At 62.5% G+C, this 17,255-nt stretch carries 17 protein-coding genes and 2 tRNA genes; 12 read left to right on the forward strand and 7 right to left on the reverse strand.

Going from position 1 to position 17,255, the window contains the following annotated elements; all coding sequences use genetic code 11:
- Window positions 1–46: 46 nt before the first annotated feature.
- The 3 genes from gltX to QM716_RS08405 all read left to right on the forward strand — a co-directional run bounded on the left by gltX (window position 47) and on the right by QM716_RS08405 (window position 1,919).
- Window positions 47–1,522, forward strand: a complete 1,476-nt coding sequence (gltX, locus tag QM716_RS08395) for a glutamate--tRNA ligase (protein WP_283303716.1) — start codon at window positions 47–49, stop codon at window positions 1,520–1,522.
- Between the two features lie 156 nt (window positions 1,523–1,678).
- Window positions 1,679–1,750, forward strand: a tRNA-Gln gene (locus QM716_RS08400).
- A 96-nt stretch (window positions 1,751–1,846) separates the two neighbouring features.
- A tRNA-Glu gene (locus QM716_RS08405) sits at window positions 1,847–1,919 on the forward strand.
- A gap of 139 nt (window positions 1,920–2,058) precedes the next feature.
- Here the strand turns inward: QM716_RS08405 and QM716_RS08410 are convergent.
- The 3 genes from QM716_RS08410 to QM716_RS08420 form a co-directional block, all read right to left on the reverse strand.
- Window positions 2,059–2,256 carry a DUF5302 domain-containing protein gene (locus tag QM716_RS08410; protein ID WP_007729345.1) on the reverse strand — a complete coding sequence of 66 codons (198 nt, stop codon included), beginning with the start codon at window positions 2,254–2,256 and terminating at the stop codon, window positions 2,059–2,061.
- A gap of 74 nt (window positions 2,257–2,330) precedes the next feature.
- Complete coding sequence (locus QM716_RS08415) at window positions 2,331–2,843, reverse strand: pyridoxamine 5'-phosphate oxidase family protein (protein ID WP_283303717.1); 513 nt, start codon at window positions 2,841–2,843, stop codon at window positions 2,331–2,333.
- A gap of 55 nt (window positions 2,844–2,898) precedes the next feature.
- Window positions 2,899–3,600, reverse strand: coding sequence for an IclR family transcriptional regulator (locus tag QM716_RS08420; RefSeq protein WP_007729342.1), 702 nt, complete (start codon window positions 3,598–3,600; stop codon window positions 2,899–2,901).
- Between the two features lie 202 nt (window positions 3,601–3,802).
- On the opposite strand from QM716_RS08420, the gene leuC reads away from it, so the two are divergent.
- The 3 genes from leuC (at window position 3,803) to QM716_RS08435 (ending at window position 6,594) form a co-directional block, all read left to right on the forward strand.
- On the forward strand, window positions 3,803–5,224 hold the full coding sequence (leuC, locus tag QM716_RS08425; RefSeq protein WP_283303718.1) for a 3-isopropylmalate dehydratase large subunit: 1,422 nt from the start codon (window positions 3,803–3,805) through the stop codon (window positions 5,222–5,224).
- A gap of 28 nt (window positions 5,225–5,252) precedes the next feature.
- Window positions 5,253–5,861, forward strand: a complete 609-nt coding sequence (gene leuD, locus QM716_RS08430) for a 3-isopropylmalate dehydratase small subunit (protein WP_230812838.1) — start codon at window positions 5,253–5,255, stop codon at window positions 5,859–5,861.
- Window positions 5,862–6,018: 157 nt separating this feature from the next.
- The gene (locus QM716_RS08435) at window positions 6,019–6,594 is read left to right on the forward strand and encodes an HU family DNA-binding protein (protein WP_283303719.1); all 576 of its coding nucleotides are present in this window, start codon (window positions 6,019–6,021) and stop codon (window positions 6,592–6,594) included.
- 166 nt (window positions 6,595–6,760) lie between these two features.
- On the opposite strand, the gene QM716_RS08440 is transcribed toward QM716_RS08435, so the two are convergent.
- The 3 genes from QM716_RS08440 to cofC form a co-directional block, all read right to left on the reverse strand.
- Complete coding sequence (locus QM716_RS08440; RefSeq protein ID WP_283303720.1) at window positions 6,761–7,687, reverse strand: bifunctional NUDIX hydrolase/histidine phosphatase family protein; 927 nt, start codon at window positions 7,685–7,687, stop codon at window positions 6,761–6,763.
- A gap of 17 nt (window positions 7,688–7,704) precedes the next feature.
- Entirely contained in the window at window positions 7,705–9,864 is a 2,160-nt protein-coding gene (locus QM716_RS08445; RefSeq protein ID WP_502941999.1) for an RNA degradosome polyphosphate kinase, read from the reverse strand.
- Window positions 9,865–9,999: 135 nt separating this feature from the next.
- A complete protein-coding gene (cofC, locus tag QM716_RS08450) occupies window positions 10,000–10,749 on the reverse strand; it encodes a 2-phospho-L-lactate guanylyltransferase (RefSeq protein WP_349307347.1) in 750 nt (249 codons plus the stop codon).
- A gap of 126 nt (window positions 10,750–10,875) precedes the next feature.
- On the opposite strand from cofC, the gene QM716_RS08455 reads away from it, so the two are divergent.
- From QM716_RS08455 to QM716_RS08465, 3 genes are all read left to right on the forward strand, one after another.
- On the forward strand, window positions 10,876–11,874 hold the full coding sequence (locus QM716_RS08455) for an NAD(P)H-dependent glycerol-3-phosphate dehydrogenase (RefSeq protein WP_283303722.1): 999 nt from the start codon (window positions 10,876–10,878) through the stop codon (window positions 11,872–11,874).
- Complete coding sequence (locus QM716_RS08460) at window positions 11,871–13,022, forward strand: cystathionine gamma-lyase (RefSeq protein WP_283303723.1); 1,152 nt, start codon at window positions 11,871–11,873, stop codon at window positions 13,020–13,022. Before QM716_RS08455 ends, QM716_RS08460 begins: the two co-directional genes overlap by 4 nt.
- Window positions 13,023–13,094: 72 nt before the next feature.
- The gene (locus tag QM716_RS08465) at window positions 13,095–14,201 is read left to right on the forward strand and encodes a D-alanine--D-alanine ligase family protein (RefSeq protein WP_283303724.1); all 1,107 of its coding nucleotides are present in this window, start codon (window positions 13,095–13,097) and stop codon (window positions 14,199–14,201) included.
- Here QM716_RS08465 and QM716_RS08470 read toward each other — a convergent pair whose 3' ends face one another.
- Window positions 14,202–14,894 carry a DUF3515 domain-containing protein gene (locus QM716_RS08470; protein ID WP_283303985.1) on the reverse strand — a complete coding sequence of 231 codons (693 nt, stop codon included), beginning with the start codon at window positions 14,892–14,894 and terminating at the stop codon, window positions 14,202–14,204. It abuts the gene before it with no gap.
- A 75-nt stretch (window positions 14,895–14,969) separates the two neighbouring features.
- On the opposite strand from QM716_RS08470, the gene QM716_RS08475 reads away from it, so the two are divergent.
- From QM716_RS08475 to QM716_RS08485, 3 genes are read left to right on the forward strand one after another with little or no spacing between them, the layout of a single operon-like run.
- A complete protein-coding gene (locus QM716_RS08475) occupies window positions 14,970–16,001 on the forward strand; it encodes a thiamine-phosphate kinase (protein WP_283303725.1) in 1,032 nt (343 codons plus the stop codon).
- A 9-nt stretch (window positions 16,002–16,010) separates the two neighbouring features.
- Entirely contained in the window at window positions 16,011–16,532 is a 522-nt protein-coding gene (locus tag QM716_RS08480; RefSeq protein WP_283303726.1) for a gamma carbonic anhydrase family protein, read from the forward strand.
- Window positions 16,532–17,203, forward strand: coding sequence for a uracil-DNA glycosylase (locus tag QM716_RS08485; RefSeq protein WP_283303727.1), 672 nt, complete (start codon window positions 16,532–16,534; stop codon window positions 17,201–17,203). Before QM716_RS08480 ends, QM716_RS08485 begins: the two co-directional genes overlap by 1 nt.
- The last annotated feature ends 52 nt before the right edge of the window (window positions 17,204–17,255 follow it).

Raw genomic sequence — 17,255 nt, forward strand, 5'->3', positions numbered from 1 at the left:
ACTAACCTGTAGTACGACCATCCTCCATCGCCGAGCCAAGTGAGCCATGACCAACAGCGAAGTACGCGTCCGTTTCTGTCCGTCACCCACCGGAACCCCGCACGTAGGTTTGGTGCGCACAGCCTTGTTCAACTGGGCATTCGCACGACACCACGGCGGCACGTTCGTGTTCCGTATCGAAGACACCGATGCGCAGCGCGACAGTGAAGAGTCCTACCAGGCCATCCTCGACGCCCTCCGCTGGTTGGGGCTCAACTGGGACGAGGGCCCGGAGGTCGGTGGGCCGCACGCGCCGTATCGCCAGTCCGAGCGTCGTGACCTGCATCTCGATGTCGTAGCCAAGCTGCTTGCCGCGGGTGAGGCCTACGAGTCGTACTCGACCAACGAAGAAGTGGAAGCGCGGCACAAGGCTGCCGGCCGCGATCCGAAGCTCGGATACGACAATTTCGATCGCGACCTCAGCGACGAGCAGCGCGCTGCCTACATTGCCGAGGGTCGCAAGCCCGTCGTCCGACTCCGGATGCCCGATCACGACCTGACGTGGAACGACCTGGTTCGCGGCGAGACCACGTTCAAAGCAGGCACCGTTCCGGACTTCGCGTTGACTCGCGGCAACGGTATTCCGCTGTACACGCTGGTCAACCCGGTCGACGACGCGTTGATGAAGATCACCCACGTACTGCGCGGCGAGGATCTGTTGTCCTCGACTCCGCGTCAGCTCGCGTTGTACGAGGCATTGATCCGCATCGGTGTTGCCGATTTCACACCGTCGTTCGGACACTTGCCTTTCGTGATGGGTCAGGGCAACAAGAAGCTTTCCAAGCGCGATCCCGAGTCCAATCTCTTCATTCACCGTGATCGGGGCTTCATTCCCGAGGGACTGCTGAATTACCTGGCTCTGCTCGGGTGGAGCATCGCTGACGATCACGACGTGTTCTCTCTCGACGAGATGGTGGCGGCCTTCGACGTCTCCAAGGTCAACTCCAATCCCGCGCGCTTCGACCAGAAGAAGGCCGACGCGATCAACGCCGAGCACATTCGCTTACTCGAGCCGGCCGACTTTGCGGCCCGCCTGAAGTCGTTCCTGGTGGGGCACGGCCACATCGGCGCCGACGTCGACGAAGCGACGTTCATTGTTGCTGCGGACCTCGTGCAGACGCGCATCGTCGTTCTGTCCGACGCGTGGGATCTGCTGAAGTTCCTGTTCGTCGACGAGGCGTCGTTTGCCCTCGATCCGGCTGCAGCGGCCAAGAACCTGAAGGAAGATGCGGGACCGGTTCTGGACGCATCGCTTGCTGCGCTCGACGGTGTCTCGGAGTGGACTGCGGCAAGCATCGAGGAAGCTCTCAAGAAAGCTCTCATCGAGGATCTGGAGCTCAAGCCGCGTAAGGCCTTCGCCCCGGTGCGAGTGGCAGTCACGGGCTCTCACATCAGCCCTCCGCTCTACGAGTCGATGGAATTGCTCGGTCGCGACGTCTCTCTCGCGCGGTTGCGAGCAGGTAGGGCAGCCGTAACCGCCTAGATCGGGCAGTCTTCCGGTCGAAAATGAAGCAAAAACCTCCCGTGACCATACGATTTGGTATTTGGGGCAGGGGTACTGGTAATCTTCTTTTCGGCCGGAGACGAGCCGCCGAGCACAACAGCGAAGCGGATCGGGCAAGGCTGGAAAGCAAGACCTTGGGGTATGGTGTAATTGGCAACACAGCGGTTTCTGGTACCGCCATTCTAGGTTCGAGTCCTGGTACCCCAGCGGAAATCCGGTCGATTTTGTGGCCGGACTCAGACAAGCTAAGCTTGCTGAGCATCCAACAGCAAGACTGAAATACCACGTTTAAAAGCGTGTCCTGGCCCCGTCGTCTAGCGGCCTAGGACGCCGCCCTCTCAAGGCGGTAGCGCGGGTTCGAATCCCGTCGGGGCTACAAAGGAAAGACCTTCCGATCATCGATCGGAGGGTCTTTTCGTATATTCAGGAAACCTTGCCTTGGTCGCGAAAAGCAATCACCCCCAATCGAATTCGACTGGGGGTGATCGTTATCTCACTCTGTTGTCCGCTGAAAGCTATCCGCTCTTACGGCGGAACTCTCGCTTGTGATCGGCAGGGCCATGCGTGTTGTGGACCTTGGACTGTCCGTCGCGATGGTCGGTCGATTTTGCGTTCTGATGATTCTTCCGTTCGAGGGCCTCACGGAACTTTCGTTTGGTCTCCTCCGATTGGGATTCGGGTTCCGACGGGGTATTGCTGTCGAGATCGCTCATATGCTCACTCCTTGTTGTTGGGCCTGTTGGTGAAACTACGCCGGCCCGAATTCGAATGCTCGTGATTTTTCTGCTCACGAATCTCGGGGCTGCGGCGGCGGTGCGGTAGAGCCGGAAAGAGGCATCGTAGGCATCCCGAGCTTGCGGTGATCCCACGAACGAGTGCGATCGGGAACGAACCGTACCGCGACGCGTTTGTGGAGCATCGCGTCGACCGCTGGGCGGAGATCGTCCGTGTACGGGCCGGTGTATCGCTCCCAGACGCTGATTCCCACGGCGAAGAGGGCTTCCGGATCCTCGACGATCACTCCGGTGCCTTCCATCGAGACCCCTCGGAGCGTGTCGTACGTCAGACCGTCTTCGATCAGCACGGACATACGGGCGTCTCGGCGAAGATTGACGGCCTTCTGCGACGTGGCTTTGGTCTCGAACCAGATTTCGCCGTCGACTATCGCGAACCACATCGCGATCAGGTGAGGCATTCCGTCTGCGCTCAACGTCGCCATCGTTGCCGTGCGGCTCTTTTCGACGAAGCTCGAAATTTCGGCCTCGGCCATCGTGATCTGACTACGCTGCTTTCCTGCCATGGTCGCGTCGTACTCCTACGTGCTCGAGGATCTGAAGACCTTACTGTGTCACGAATTACAGACGCTTGTGGAGCGCTTCGGCAGCTGCGAGAAGGTCGGCCGCCCAGCGCGCTCCCGGTCGCCGACCCATCCGGTCGATGGGGCCGGAGACCGAAATCGCGGCAATGACAGCACCTGCGGAGTCGCGGACGGGAGCCGCGACGCTGGCGACACCCGGCTCACGTTCGGCTGCGCTCTGTGCCCAGCCGCGCCGACGCACCTCGAGGAGCACTCGTTCGCCGAACGACGCATCGGCGAGAACGGTCCGTTGGGTTTGTGGATCTGCCCATGCGAGAAGGACCTTGGCGCCGGATCCGGCATTCATCGGCAGCCGGGCTCCGACGAGAACCGTGTCGCGCAAACCTGTCGGCGGCTCCATCGATGCGACGCAGATGCGTTGTGTGCCTTCCCGGCGGTACAGCTGGACGCTTTCGCCGGTGATTTCGCGAAGGCGGGGGAGGATGAGTCCGGCCGCTGCAATGAGTGGATCATTAGCGGTGGCAGCGAGTTCGGCGAGTCCGGGCCCCGGGCACCACTGGCCGTCCGAGTCGCGGGTGAGGAGTCGATGGACTTCGAGACCGACGGCGAGTCTATGGGCGGTTGCGCGCGGCAAACCGGTTCGTGCACAGAGTTCGGTGAGGCTGCACGGTTCCTCAGCTACTGCATGAAGCACGCCCATTGCTTTGTCCAGGACGCCGATGCCGCTATGCTGTCTCATAGGTCGATACCAGTTTCTCGCATAGTGGGATGATAGCGCATTCTCTGGCGGGCTAGCGCATTTCCTGTAGGGCTAGCTCATTTCCTGGAGGGTGGGGCACGTTACCGAAAGGGGTAACCTGCATCCGCTGCGGAGGGTGGAGACCTATCTTCACGCGCGGTGGGCCAGCCCGTAGTCCGCCGACGCGAGGCTACGTACAGAGGTGGAAGACATGGCACAGAAAGCACGCACTCTCGCCGAGAAGGTGTGGGACGACCACGTTGTCGTGAAAGGGGAGGGGCAGGATCCCGACCTCATCTACATCGATCTCCACCTCGTTCACGAAGTGACGAGCCCGCAGGCATTCGACGGACTTCGCTTGGCCGGACGCCCGTTGCGCCGTCCCGACCTGACGATCGCCACCGAGGATCACAACGTCCCGACGATCGACATCGACAAGCCGATTGCCGATCCCGTGTCCAAGACTCAGGTCGACACCTTGCGCCGAAATTGTGAGGAGTTCGGAGTTCGCTTGCACCGCATGGGCGATCTCGATCAGGGCATCGTGCATGTGGTCGGACCGCAGCTCGGCCTGACTCAGCCCGGAACCACCGTGGTGTGCGGTGACAGTCATACGTCGACGCACGGCGCCTTCGGTGCGCTCGCAATGGGAATCGGCACCAGCGAGGTCGAGCACGTGATGGCGACGCAGACATTGTCGTTGCGCCCCTTCAAGACCATGGCGATCACGGTCGACGGCGAGCTGCCGCCGAGCGTCACTAGCAAGGACTTGATCCTCGCCGTCATCGCCAAGATCGGCACCGGCGGCGGCCAGGGCTACGTACTGGAGTACCGCGGCGAGGCCATTCGCAAACTGTCGATGGAAGCTCGTATGACCATCTGCAACATGTCGATCGAGGCCGGAGCACGCGCCGGCATGATCGCTCCGGACGAGACCACTTACGAGTTCATCAAGGGTCGTCCGCACGCACCGTCCGGCGCGGAGTGGGACGAAGCGGTCGCCGCGTGGGAGCTGCTCAAGACCGACGAGGGTGCGGAATTCGACAACGAGGTCCACATCGACGCAAGCGCATTGACGCCTTTCGTCACCTGGGGAACCAATCCGGGACAGGGTGCGCCACTCGGTGACCGTGTGCCCGATCCCGAACTGATCGTCGACGAGAGCGAGCGTCAGGCAGCTGAGAAGGCGCTCACCTACATGGGTCTCGACGCCGGGATGCCGCTTCGGGATGTTGCTGTCGACACCGTGTTCGTCGGTTCGTGCACCAACGGACGTATCGAAGATCTGCGCGCAGTGGCCGAGGTGCTCGAAGGTCGCCATGTGGCAGAGGGCGTTCGGATGCTCATCGTTCCCGGCTCGATGCGGGTGCGTGCTCAAGCCGAAAGTGAAGGTCTCGGTGAAATCTTCACAGCGGCAGGGGCGGAATGGCGCCAGGCCGGTTGCTCGATGTGCTTGGGAATGAACCCTGACCAGCTCGCTCCCGGCGAGCGCTCGGCATCGACGTCCAACCGGAATTTCGAAGGCCGACAGGGTAAAGGCGGTCGGACCCATCTGGTTTCCCCGCTCGTCGCGGCGGCCACTGCGGTCCGCGGAACGCTCTCGGCACCGGCCGATCTGCTCTGACCCACTTACCTTCTCGAGGAGAATTTCGATGGAATCCTTTACCACGCACAAGGGTATCGGCGTCCCGCTGCGACGCTCGAATGTCGATACCGATCAGATCATCCCTGCCGTGTACCTGAAACGGGTGACGCGCACGGGATTCGAGGACGGGCTGTTTGCAGGCTGGCGTGCCGACCCCAACTTCATTCTCAATCTGGCTCCGTACGACAAGGGAAGCGTTCTCGTTGCCGGTCCCGATTTCGGCACAGGCTCTTCGCGTGAGCATGCAGTGTGGGCTCTCTCCGACTTCGGATTTCGGGTCGTGATCGCTTCGCGGTTCGCCGACATCTTCCGCGGGAACGCCGGAAAAGCCGGTCTCGTAGCGGCACAGGTCGAGCAGAGCGACGTCGAATTGCTGTGGAAGTTGCTCGAAGAGCAGCCCGGACTCGAATTGACAGTAGATCTCGAGAATCGGACCGTGAGTGCCGGAACTACGGTGGTGCCGTTCAATATTGACGACTACACACGGTGGCGTCTGCTGGAGGGTCTGGACGACATCGGACTGACATTGCGGCAGGTAGAAGCGATTTCCGAGTTCGAAAAGTCAAGGCCTTCATGGAAACCGACTACCCTTCCGGCTCGAATTTCGCAGGGCTGAACCGAAATCCGCGACTCCGCGCGGGAAGAGAAATAGGTCACCATTTCGCAGTCACGTTGAATGAGAATTGGCGTGGCACATAGACTCTTGCCGTTATCAGGTTTACCGTGGTTCTCAGTCGGTCCGACGGTGGACCACAATTAGCGGAGGAATTTCAATGAACAAGGCAGAGCTCATCGATGTTCTGACTGAAAAGCTGGGTTCGGACAGGCGCACAGCGACCGACGCAGTGGAGCACGTCGTGGACACCATCGTCCGCGCCGTCCACCGTGGCGAGAGCGTGACCATCACCGGCTTCGGAGTCTTCGAGCAGCGTCGTCGTGCAGCACGTGTTGCACGCAACCCGCGTACGGGCGAGACCGTCAAGGTCAAGCCGACGTCGGTTCCGGCTTTCCGTCCGGGTGCGCAGTTCAAGGCTGTTATCGCTGGTGGACAGAAGCTTCCGGCCACCGGCCCGGCAGTCAAGCGTGGCGTAGTAGCACCGGCCACCAAGGCTGCAGCCAAGAAGGCTGCTGCCAAGAAGACCGCAGCCAAGAAGGCTCCGGCAAAGAAGGCTCCGGCCAAGACCGCAGCCAAGAAGACGGTTGCCGCCAAGGCTCCCGCCAAGAAGGCTCCGGCCAAGACCGCAGCCAAGAAGACGGTTGCCACCAAGGCTCCCGCCAAGAAGGCTCCGGCCAAGACCGCAGCCAAGAAGGCTCCGGCCAAGAAGGCTCCGGCCAAGCGCGGCAAGTAGTCGCGTTCGGGTGAAAAACCCGATGCCGTAAGACAAAGAGGTGCAGCCGCGGATTCAATCCGCGGCTGCACCTCTTTTTGCTGTCTCGGAGAAGTCTGAATTCTCCTGTGTTTCAGTGCTTTGCAAAACTACCGAATCGGTCCCTGGCTCCGGTTGCCCAAATCCCTCAGGAGTTGGCGACTTTGGGGAGCGGGCTGTCGAGGTGATCGGCCGCTACAAGACGGCCGTCGAGGAACGAGAGCACCCAGGTGCTCGCCTTACGGTTGCGTGCAGAGGGCGGTGTTACGCCGGCCGCATCGGCCCACCAGCGCATCAGATCGGGAATGACGCCCCCTTGGCTGCAGATCACGGGAGTGCCCTCCAGCGCGGCGATCTGCAGCGCACGGGCCCGAGCGGCATCGGGATCGGCCCCATAACCTTCTTCGGTCAGAAGAGGTTCCGCAGAAATCTCGACACCCAATGCCTCCGCCAATGGCATCACCGTGTCGATGCAGCGAGTACGGTCGGCCGCGAAAACGGAATCGGCGCCGAAGATTTTCAGCTGCTCGACCAACGCGGCCGATTGCTCTTTGCCCTTGGCGTCGAGTGGACGCAGATTGTCGTCGCCCTTGTATCGCTTCCGGCTTCCGGCTTTTGCGTGGCGGACGAGTAATACCGTTTTCGTGTCAGGCCGAATGGAAACGAAGCGGCGAAGAATCATTCGATCCATCGGGTAGGAAAGATGATCGGCGACCTCGGCGACCGGAAGCCAATAAAGAACATCTACTTCGTTATTCGGTCCGAAATCTCCGTCGACTGCTTCTGCCGACCAGTATTCGACCCGCTTGAGTTTGCGATGCCCGGGGATCGGGTATGTCACGCCACCGAGGTGCCTTCCGAAACGTCCCGTGACCGAGGTCTCTTCGCGCACCTCGCGAACCGCCGCGGTCAGGAAGGTCTCACCGGGGTCGAGTTTTCCTTTGGGGAATGACCAGTCGTCGTACTTCGGTCGATGTACGACGGCGATCTCGATGGCGGAAGGATCCTCAGGAGCCTTCCGCCACAGAACCGCGCCTGCGGCAAAGATGTTGGCTTTGACCGGCTTGTCGCTCATTGTGTGATCCGAGCCCGTCAAGACCCGCTGGAGGTGCGGCTGCGCATCAACGACTGCTGATGCTCACGTACGTCCTCGCCGCGTTCGGGGGCAGCTACCCAACTGCCGTCCGGATGCAGTACCCAGCAGCGAGTTCGGGGATCGAGCGCGGAGTCGAAGATGTCACCGAGTTGCTTCGACAGTTTCGGATCCTTGACCTGCACCATGACCTCGACGCGGCGATCGAGGTTGCGGTGCATCATGTCTGCGCTGCCGATCCAGAATTCGTCGGCAGAGCGGAAATGGAACATTCGCGAGTGTTCGAGGAACCGTCCGAGAATGGAACGTACTTCGATATTTTCGCTGAGGCCGGGAACACCCGGTTTGAGCGCGCAGATTCCGCGGACCACGATCTCGACGGGGATACCGGCCTTTGACGCGCGGTACAACGCGTCGATGACCTGCTCGTCCACCAATGCGTTGGCTTTCAATCGGATACCCGCCTCGCGACCCGCGAGTTTGTGAGCGATCTCGTTGTCGATCCGCTCGATGATCCCGCGGCGAACCCCGTACGGCGCGACGAGAAGGTTGCGGTAACTCGTCTTACGGGAGTATCCGGTCAGCGAGTTGAAGAGGTCGGTGAGGTCAGCACCGATCTCCGGTGCTGCGGTGAGCAATCCGACGTCCTCGTACATGCGCGCGGTCTTCGGGTTGTAATTGCCGGTGCCGATGTGGCAGTAACGACGAATGGTCGACCCCTCACGCCTGACGACGAGGCACGTCTTGCAGTGAGTCTTGAGACCGACGAGACCGTAGACGACGTGAACGCCTGCCTGCTCGAGTTTGCGTGCCCACTTGATGTTGGCCTGCTCGTCGAAGCGCGCCTTGATCTCCACGAGGGCAACAACTTGCTTGCCGGCCTCGGCGGCGTCGACCAGTGCGTTGACGATGGGGGAGTCGCCGGAAGTGCGGTACAGCGTCTGCTTGATCGCGAGCACCTGCGGGTCCGCGGCGGCCTGTTCGATGAAGCGTTGAACGCTGGTGGAAAACGAGTCGTAAGGATGGTGGACGAGCACGTCGCCGTCGCGCAGGGTCGAGAACACACTCTTCGGCGTCTCACGCTCGCCGAACGCCGGATGCGTCGCCGGAACGAACGGAGCGTCCTTGAGCGCTGGGCGGTCGACGGCGTAAACCTGCCAGAGGCAGGACAAGTCGAGGAGTCCGGAAACCTCGATCACATCGGCCGGGTCGACGTCGAGTTCACGCAGAAGCAGTTCGAGCATGTGCTCGGTCATGTCGTCCGCGACTTCGAGTCGGACGGGCGAACCGAAACGGCGACGCGCCAATTCACGTTCGAGTGCCTGCAACAGATCCTCGTCGCGATCCTCTTCGACCTCGAAATCGGCGTTGCGTGTGATTCGGAAAGCGTGATGTTCGACGATTTCCATTCCGGGGAACAGTACGTCCAGATGGGCCGAAATCAGTTCTTCCATCGGGAGGAACGAATCGATGGTGGACGAAGACGTCGTGCTCTTGACTCGCACGAACCGGCCGACGTTGTCGGGGACCTTGACGCGAGCGAAGTGTTCGCCGCGGGTGACGGAGTCCTTCACGGTGACGGCGAGGTTGAGGCTCAACCCGCTGATGTAAGGGAACGGGTGAGCGTGATCGACTGCCAACGGCGTCAGTACCGGGAAGACCTGCTCGTGGAAATGCGCCGAGAGTCGGCCGTGATCGTCGGCGCTGAGATCGGCCCACCGAACTATCGAAATGCCTTCTGCCGCCAACGCGGGACGGACCGAGTCGAGAAACACGTGTGCGTGCTTGTCGGCGAGTTCCTGGGTGCGACGCGCGATGAGCGCCAATTGTTCGCGCGGGGACAGACCGTCGGCGGACCTGACCGACAGTCCCGTCTCGTCGCGGCGCTTGAGTCCGGCGACCCGGACCATGAAAAATTCGTCGAGATTGGAAGCGAAGATTGCCAGGAACTTTGCGCGTTCGAGCAACGGCAGTGACTCGTCGGCGGCCAACGCGAGAACGCGGGCATTGAAATCGAGCCAGCTGAGTTCGCGGTTGAGGTAACGATCCTCGGGAAGTCCGACGAGCAGTTCGGGTAGCTCTGCCTTGGTAGCTGCAGGGGGAGCGCCCGGGATGTTGGTGGCAGTCGCGACGGCCTGAGATCGAGTAGAGGCGGCCACGCCGTTCTCGTGTCGGCCGGAGCTGTGGTCTCCGTCCGACGGGTCTTCGGAAATGCGGTTTTCGAGTGCTTCGCCGTTGCTCACTCGTCGATCATCCCCCACAATCGCGCGGTCCGACAATCGATGAAGGAAAATTCATCGACTGTTCGACGGCGCGGCCTTGAGTCTGGTCAACGACGCCAGTGTGGCTGGGCCTACTCCCAGTGCTCGCACAGTGTCGAGGTCGGCATGGGTGTCGACGTCGGTCCGCAGTCCCGGCCACTGGCCGGTAAGTCGCCGTGCGCCTGAATTAGTATGTCCGCGTGCGGATTCCGGACCGAATCGAGGGTCGAGTGAGCTCTCACCACACGCGAAGAGTGCCGAGGTTCCGGTGCCGTGGTGATCGACGACGACGGAACGCCCGCCGTTTCGGGCCGCGACCACAGCCTCCGACAACTCGCTCGGTTGCATGGCGGGCAAGTCGGCTTGCAGCACAACGAGGTCGACCGCTCCGCGCTTGGCTCGGATATCGGCGGCCGCTGCACTCAACGCGGCGTTGAGGGTTTCCTCCGTGCGCGGCGTGGCGCCGTTGGTTCGTGCGCCGTCGGGAGCTGGATCGGCATAGACGGCGACGCCGGCGGAGTACGCGAGAGCGGCGACGGTCGGGTCGGGGGTGACCACTGTGACGCTGTCGATAGCCGAGACGGCGGCAACAGTGGACAGGGTGTCGTGAAGCATTGCCAGCACGAGGTCCGCCCGCGCATCCGAGTCGAGTTCGTCCGCGAGGCGAGACTTGGCCGATCCCAAGGACTTGACGGCAACAATCGCATGCATGGGGCGTTCGATCTCCGCGTGCGCATGCGGCGTCTCCACGACGTGTGGGTACGGGGGTTCCGCGCTGTCCATCCCTCGATCTTGCCAGTCATCGCGCTTGGTGTCCGCGGCTGCCCACCGCAGCGCATTACAGGCGATACTCTGTGCAGACGATTTTTCTGGCGGCGACCCGCTTCGCCGGGTAGACGGGGTGAGCGTGTGAGTAAGGCAGCTGTACTGGGCGCAGGTTCATGGGGAACGGCGTTGGCCAAGGTGATGGCCGAGGCCGGAACCGACGTGACGATGTGGGCCAGGCGTGAAGAGGTCGCGAAGCGCATCGACACCACGCACGAGAACAGCGACTATCTGCCAGGCATTGCTTTGCCTTCGTCGATTCGTGCGACCCACCACCACGAGGAGGCGATGGCGGGCGCGGACTTCATCGTGCTGGCGGTTCCCTCGCAGTCGCTGCGGGGAAACCTGGAGCAGTGGAAGGGCTCGATCGGAGCCGATGCGACTCTGTTGAGTCTGGCCAAGGGGATCGAGATCGGGACGCTCATGCGCATGAGTCAGGTCATCGTGTCGGTGACCGGGGTGGAACCCGGGCGCGTCGCAGTGCTCTCGGGCCCGAATCTTGCACGCGAGATCGCCAGCGGGCAGCCCGCGGCGACGGTGATCGCCTGCTCGGATTCCTCGCGTGCCCTCGCTCTCCAGGATGCTTGCGCTACCGGCTATTTCAGGCCGTACACCAATTCCGACGTCATCGGTTGCGAGATCGGTGGTGCGTGCAAGAACGTGATCGCGCTGGCCTGCGGCATGGCCGCCGGTAGTGGGTTCGGAGACAACACGGTTGCCAGCATCATCACCCGTGGGCTCGCCGAGACCATTCGTCTCGGCGTTGCGCTCGGTGCCAAGGCATCGACGCTTGCCGGTCTGGCGGGTGTCGGTGACCTGGTCGCGACCTGCACCTCCGAGCTGTCGCGAAACCGGACGTTCGGCGAGCGGCTCGGACGGGGCGGGTCGATGGAGTCGGCGCAGAAGGCGACAAACGGGCAGGTCGCCGAGGGCGTGAAGTCGTGCACGTCGGTGCGCGCACTCGCTGCCGGATACGACGTCGAGATGCCGTTGACCGACGCGGTCCATCGGGTGTGCCACGAAGGCATGGCCGTCAGCGATGCGATCGGCCAGTTGCTCGGACGCCGGACGAAGTCGGAGTGAGCGAAATCGGTGTGAGTCACTTCGAGGGTTACGGGGATTCGACGCGCAGCGTCAGCGCGGTAGCGCGGGAACATGCTGCAGGTCAGCCGATGCAGCTCGGTCCGATATTCGCTGCGCCGTACCAACTTTCGGCCGACGAAGGTTCCGAATCCGATACCTACGCTCGCGCCTCGAACCCGGGTTGGCGCGGACTCGAATCTGCGCTCGCGGCGCTCGAGGGAGCGGACCACGCACTCGTCGTGGGTTCGGGGATGTCCGCGATCACCGCGACCTTGCGCAGCGCGCTCGTCACCGGGGATACCGTCGTCGTGCCCTCGGACGGGTACTACCAGGTGCGGTTGTACGCGAACGAACGGTTGGCTCCGTTGGGGATCACCGTTCGTGAGGTCTCGACCCTGCAGATGGGGGACGCGAGCTTCGCAGATCTGATCGAGGCGGCGCCGGGCCGCGTGGTCGTCGTCGCCGAGACGCCGTCCAACCCGGTGTTGGACGTGGTCGACCTTCGCATCCTCGCCGACGTGTGCCACCGATCAGGTGCGCTCCTGATCGTCGACAACACGACTGCAACACCGCTGGGGCAGCGCCCGCTCGAATTGGGTGCCGACATCGTGGTGGCCAGCGGCACCAAGGCCCTCAGCGGCCACAGTGACCTTCTGATGGGTTACGTCGCTACCTCCGATGCTGCGATCGGTCAGCGAATCGAGCGCGAGCGACTCCTCTCGGGAACGGTGCTCGGACCCTTCGAGACGTGGCTCGCGCACCGGAGCCTCGGCACGGCAGGACTGCGATTCGGGCGTCAGTGCGACAACGCGCTTGCACTGGCCGAGATGTTGGTAGGTCACAAAGCAGTCCGGTCAGTTCGTTACCCCGGCCTTCGCGGTGACCCGTCCTACGTAACGGCATCCGGTCAGATGAATCGGTTCGGCGGATTGGTGAGCGTCGAGTTGGATTCGGCACAGGCATTCCACTCGTTCGTCGAAGCGAGCGCTCTCGTCACGGCTGCCACCAGCTTCGGCGGGATCCACACGACGGCGGATCGCCGAGCGCGCTGGCGCGATCCGGTCAGTGCGGGTTTTGTCCGAATCGCTTGTGGCATCGAGGACACCACCGATCTCCTTGCCGACATCGAGCGCGCACTCGACACGTGAACGGACCTCGTCGATGATTTCCGGTCCGGCCCGATCGCGTGCCGAAGTCGATTCGGCGGTACGGTTTGACGCGTGAACAGCAGCCGTACCCGCGTGGCCGTGATCTTCGGTGGCCGGAGCAATGAGCATTCAGTGTCCTGTGTTTCCGCCGGAAGCGTCCTGAGCAACCTCGACCCGGATCGGTACGACGTCGTACCGATCGGCATCACCGTCGACGGTTCCTGGGTGCTCGGTTCGAGCGACCCCAGCTCCCTGGCGATCAGTGGGCGCGCGCTGCCGTCGGTCGACAAGGACGGAACGTCGGTGGTCCTCAGCGCGGACCCCACCCGCGGGGGCGAGGTCATCTCCTTCGACGGCTCTGACGCCGGGGCTGTGCTCGCGTCGGTCGACGTCGTGTTCCCGGTCCTGCACGGCGCTTACGGCGAAGACGGCACCATTCAAGGTCTGCTCGAACTTGCCGGGGTTCCGTACGTCGGACCCGGAGTCCTGGCCAGCGCCGCCGGCATGGACAAGGAGTTCACGAAGAAGCTTCTTGCCGCTGAAGGACTTCCCGTCGGAGTGCAGGTCGTGCTTCGACCGGGAACCGCAACGCTGACCGAAGAGCAGAAGTCGGAGTTGGGCCTTCCGGTGTTCGTGAAGCCCGCTCGAGGTGGTTCGTCCATCGGTATCACGCGGGTGAGCGATTGGGAGGGGCTGGACGGGGCAATTGCTCATGCACGCCTGCACGATCCCAAGGTGATCGTCGAAGGCGCGATCATCGGCCGTGAGGTGGAATGCGGCGTCCTCGAATTCCCGAACGGTGACGTCGAGGCGAGCGTGGTCGCCGAGATCCGGATGCCGGATTCCGACGCCGATTCGGACGCGTTCTACGACTTCGACACCAAGTACCTCGACGACGTCTGCGAATTCGACATCCCCGCGAGACTCGACGAGTCGGTGAGCGACCAGATCAGGGAACTTGCAGTCCGCGCGTTCAAGGCACTCGATTGCCAGGGACTCTCGCGGGTCGATTTCTTCGTGACCGCTGACGGCCCGGTGATCAATGAGATCAACACCATGCCGGGGTTCACCTCCATCTCGATGTACCCGAAGATGTGGAACGCCACCGGAATCGATTACCGCACTTTGATTTCGACGCTGGTCGATACCGCTATTGCTCGCGGCACCGGACTTCGCTGATCAGGGAACCGCGACCGGCGCCGGGTCGAGAGGCTTCTGTTCCAGAGTCGCCGTGATGGTGTCGGAAATCTCCTGAATCGGCGTCGGACCGGTCCCGTCGGGAACCGTGATGCCGATGTACTCACCACGGTCGACGGCAAACCAAGTGCTCGCGGCCAGACCGATGTCGGTTCCCGAGACCTGGAACCACTGGACGCCGTTCACGACCTGTAGCGCGGCCGCCTGGTCGAACTCGGTCGGACGGTCGAGCCCGCAGCGCAAGACGATCGGCTCACCTTCGCTGCGCTGCCACGCGGCCGCTCCAGCCGGGGCAGGTTCCACCAACTCGGCTTTCGTGAAGTCGTCGATCTTGTCGGGGAGCGCGCCGAGGAGGGAAACGCAGGCTTCCGACTCCGCTGCCGGTGCGGGTACGGGTCCCAGCGCTACCGGCGAGAGTTCAGGATTATTGCCCGCGACGACGGCTGCGATCACCACTCCGATGATCAGGGCCACCGGCAGTGCGATGGCGGTGGCTATCAGCGCCGGACTGCGGCGCTCGGACGGATCGTCGTCGCCGTCGGGGTCGATGTCGGCGTTGTCTGCGGTGGAAGTGTTTTCTGCCATGCTCAGTTCTTCGCTCGGGTCCTGGTCCAGTCGATCAGCGGTCTTGTCACTTCTGAGGACACGTCGGTGAATCGGTAGGATTGCCGACACGCGTGAGCTTGCAGAAGCGTTCACGACCACAGCTAGAAGGTACCGCAGGCCGCTTACGGGCGAATTGCGTCGGCATTGGAGACACTCATCGCATCATCGGAGTTCACTGCATCATCGGAGTTCGAGTCACGGCACACTGTCGAGCAGGTGGGGGAGTTCGATGTGATCGCGCGATCTCTGATCGGTCGAATCCAACCGGTCACCACCGAATTGGGGCCGGGTGACGATGCCGCGATCGTGACGTCCGGTGACGGCCGAGTGGTTGTCTCGTCCGACATGTTGGTCGAAGGTCGGCATTTCCGAGTGGACTGGTCTTCGCCGCGGGACATCGGTCGCAAGGCGGTGGCCCAGAACGCCGCTGATGTGGTTTCGATGGGAGCCAGGCCGACGGCATTCACCGTGTCCCTGGGGTGCCCGCCCTCGACTCCCGTCGACGTGATCGACGGAATCTCGGCCGGGATCTGGGACGCGGCAACAGATATGGGGGCCGGTGTGGTCGGCGGTGACCTGGTCCAGTCGCCGGTGATCATCGTGTCGGTGACCGTGCTCGGCGATCTCGGTGGCCGTTCGGCAGTTCTCCGTTCGGGAGCCAAGGTCGGTGACAAGATCGCTGTCGCCGGGTTGTTCGGTTGCTCGGCAGCGGGATTGGCACTACTGCTCGACGAAACCGAATTGCTCGACGAAGCCGGTGGCTTTCCAGATTTACTTGCCTCCCATCGTGTTCCGAATCCGCCGTATCAATCGGCATGGGACGCCGCAGAATCAGCACATTCCATGACGGACGTCTCTGACGGATTGATCGCGGACCTTCGACATCTCGCAGAGGCATCACACGTACGGTTCGACATCTTGTCGGAAAGGGTTCCCACCTCACCAGACGTCCCGTCGGCGGCCGAGGCGCTCGACGTGAATCCTCTGCACTGGATCCTTTCCGGTGGTGAAGATCACGGATTTGCAGCAACTTTCGGGCCGGAGGTCGAGATTCCGTCGGGTTGGACTGTGATCGGTGAGGTCGTCGCCGGTTCCGGCGTCTCCATCGACGGTTCTCTTCGCGAGAGCGGTGGGGGTTGGCACAGCTTTTCGACCACCGGCACCACTGCGGTATAGGTTGCTTTCATGGCTGTATATGCACTTGGAGACAGAGTTCCGGACATACATCCGGACGCATACGTCCACCCGGACGCGGTGGTGATCGGCGCCGTGACTCTCGGGGCGGGCACCTCGATCTGGCCGCAAGCGGTCTTGCGTGGTGACTACGGAACCATTTCGGTCGGTGCCGGATCCAACATCCAGGACGGAACCGTCATCCACTGCACCGCAATCGATGCGACCGTCATCGGTTCGGGCTGCGTCGTGGGCCACAACGCACACATCGAAGGTTCGACCATCGAAGACCACTGCCTGATCGCATCGGGGTCCGTGGTCCTCAACGGAACGGTGATCGGGACGGGGTCGATCGTCGCCGCTGGTGCGGTGGTGGCCAACAAAATGCAGGTGCCGCCGCGCAGCATGGCGCTCGGTGTGCCCGCCAAGGTCCGTGCGGGATACGAAGTTCCGCTCGGTCACCTCGACGGCAACGTCAAGATGTACGCAGCCAATGCGGCGTATTACCGCGACGCGTTGCGCAGGCTCGACTGATGGCGCCGCTTGCAGAGATCGTCGATCCAGGGTGGGCGCGGGCACTCGAACCGGTGTCGGAACAGATCTCCGCGATGGGCACGTTCTTGCGTGAAGAGATTGCTGCGGGGCGGGAGTATCTGCCGGCGGGGGAGAACGTCTTGCGTGCGTTCACGAACCCGTTCGACGACGTTCGAGTGCTCATCGTCGGTCAAGACCCCTATCCGACGCCCGGTCACGCTGTCGGGTTGAGCTTTTCGGTTGCCCCGGACGTGCGGCCGGTTCCGCGCAGCCTCGGCAACATCTACAAGGAATATCACCAGGATCTCGGATTGCCCATACCGTCGAACGGTGATCTGACTCCGTGGTCGAAACAAGGTGTGTTGCTTCTCAATCGCGTTCTCACCGTGCAGCCGGGTCAAGCCGCTTCGCATCGTAAGAAGGGCTGGGAGCCGGTGACCGAGCAGGCCATCCGCGCTCTGGTCGCGCGGTCGTCACCGATGGTGGCGATCTTGTGGGGTCGTGACGCGTCCACTCTCGCGCCGATGCTCGGCGACACACCGATCATCGAATCCGCGCACCCGTCACCACTTTCGGCTTCGCGCGGTTTCTTCGGTTCGCGTCCGTTCAGTCGTGCGAACGAGCTCTTGACCGGACTCGGAGCAGATCCGGTCGACTGGAATCTGGGCTGATGAACAGCGTCTGATCGAACTGCGGCTGATCGAACTGCCGTGCCGAACGTCG

Origin of the sequence: Rhodococcus sp. IEGM 1409 (genome assembly GCF_030056735.1) — a bacterium.
Classification (GTDB): Bacteria; Actinomycetota; Actinomycetes; order Mycobacteriales; family Mycobacteriaceae; genus Rhodococcus_F.

What these genes read in the sequence shown, in the direction of transcription:
- QM716_RS08480 (WP_283303726.1), top strand. Translation starts at nt 16,011, where the DNA reads ATGGCTGTATATGCACTTGGAGACAGAGTTCCGGACATACATCCGGAC.
- QM716_RS08440 (WP_283303720.1), bottom strand. Translation starts at nt 7,687, where the DNA reads ATGAGCGACAAGCCGGTCAAAGCCAACATCTTTGCCGCAGGCGCGGTT.
- cofC (WP_349307347.1), bottom strand. Translation starts at nt 10,749, where the DNA reads ATGGACAGCGCGGAACCCCCGTACCCACACGTCGTGGAGACGCCGCAT.
- QM716_RS08415 (WP_283303717.1), bottom strand. Translation starts at nt 2,843, where the DNA reads ATGGCAGGAAAGCAGCGTAGTCAGATCACGATGGCCGAGGCCGAAATT.
- leuD (WP_230812838.1), top strand. Translation starts at nt 5,253, where the DNA reads ATGGAATCCTTTACCACGCACAAGGGTATCGGCGTCCCGCTGCGACGC.
- QM716_RS08485 (WP_283303727.1), top strand. Translation starts at nt 16,532, where the DNA reads ATGGCGCCGCTTGCAGAGATCGTCGATCCAGGGTGGGCGCGGGCACTC.
- QM716_RS08420 (WP_007729342.1), bottom strand. Translation starts at nt 3,600, where the DNA reads ATGAGACAGCATAGCGGCATCGGCGTCCTGGACAAAGCAATGGGCGTG.
- QM716_RS08410 (WP_007729345.1), bottom strand. Translation starts at nt 2,256, where the DNA reads ATGAGCGATCTCGACAGCAATACCCCGTCGGAACCCGAATCCCAATCG.
- QM716_RS08435 (WP_283303719.1), top strand. Translation starts at nt 6,019, where the DNA reads ATGAACAAGGCAGAGCTCATCGATGTTCTGACTGAAAAGCTGGGTTCG.
- gltX (WP_283303716.1), top strand. Translation starts at nt 47, where the DNA reads ATGACCAACAGCGAAGTACGCGTCCGTTTCTGTCCGTCACCCACCGGA.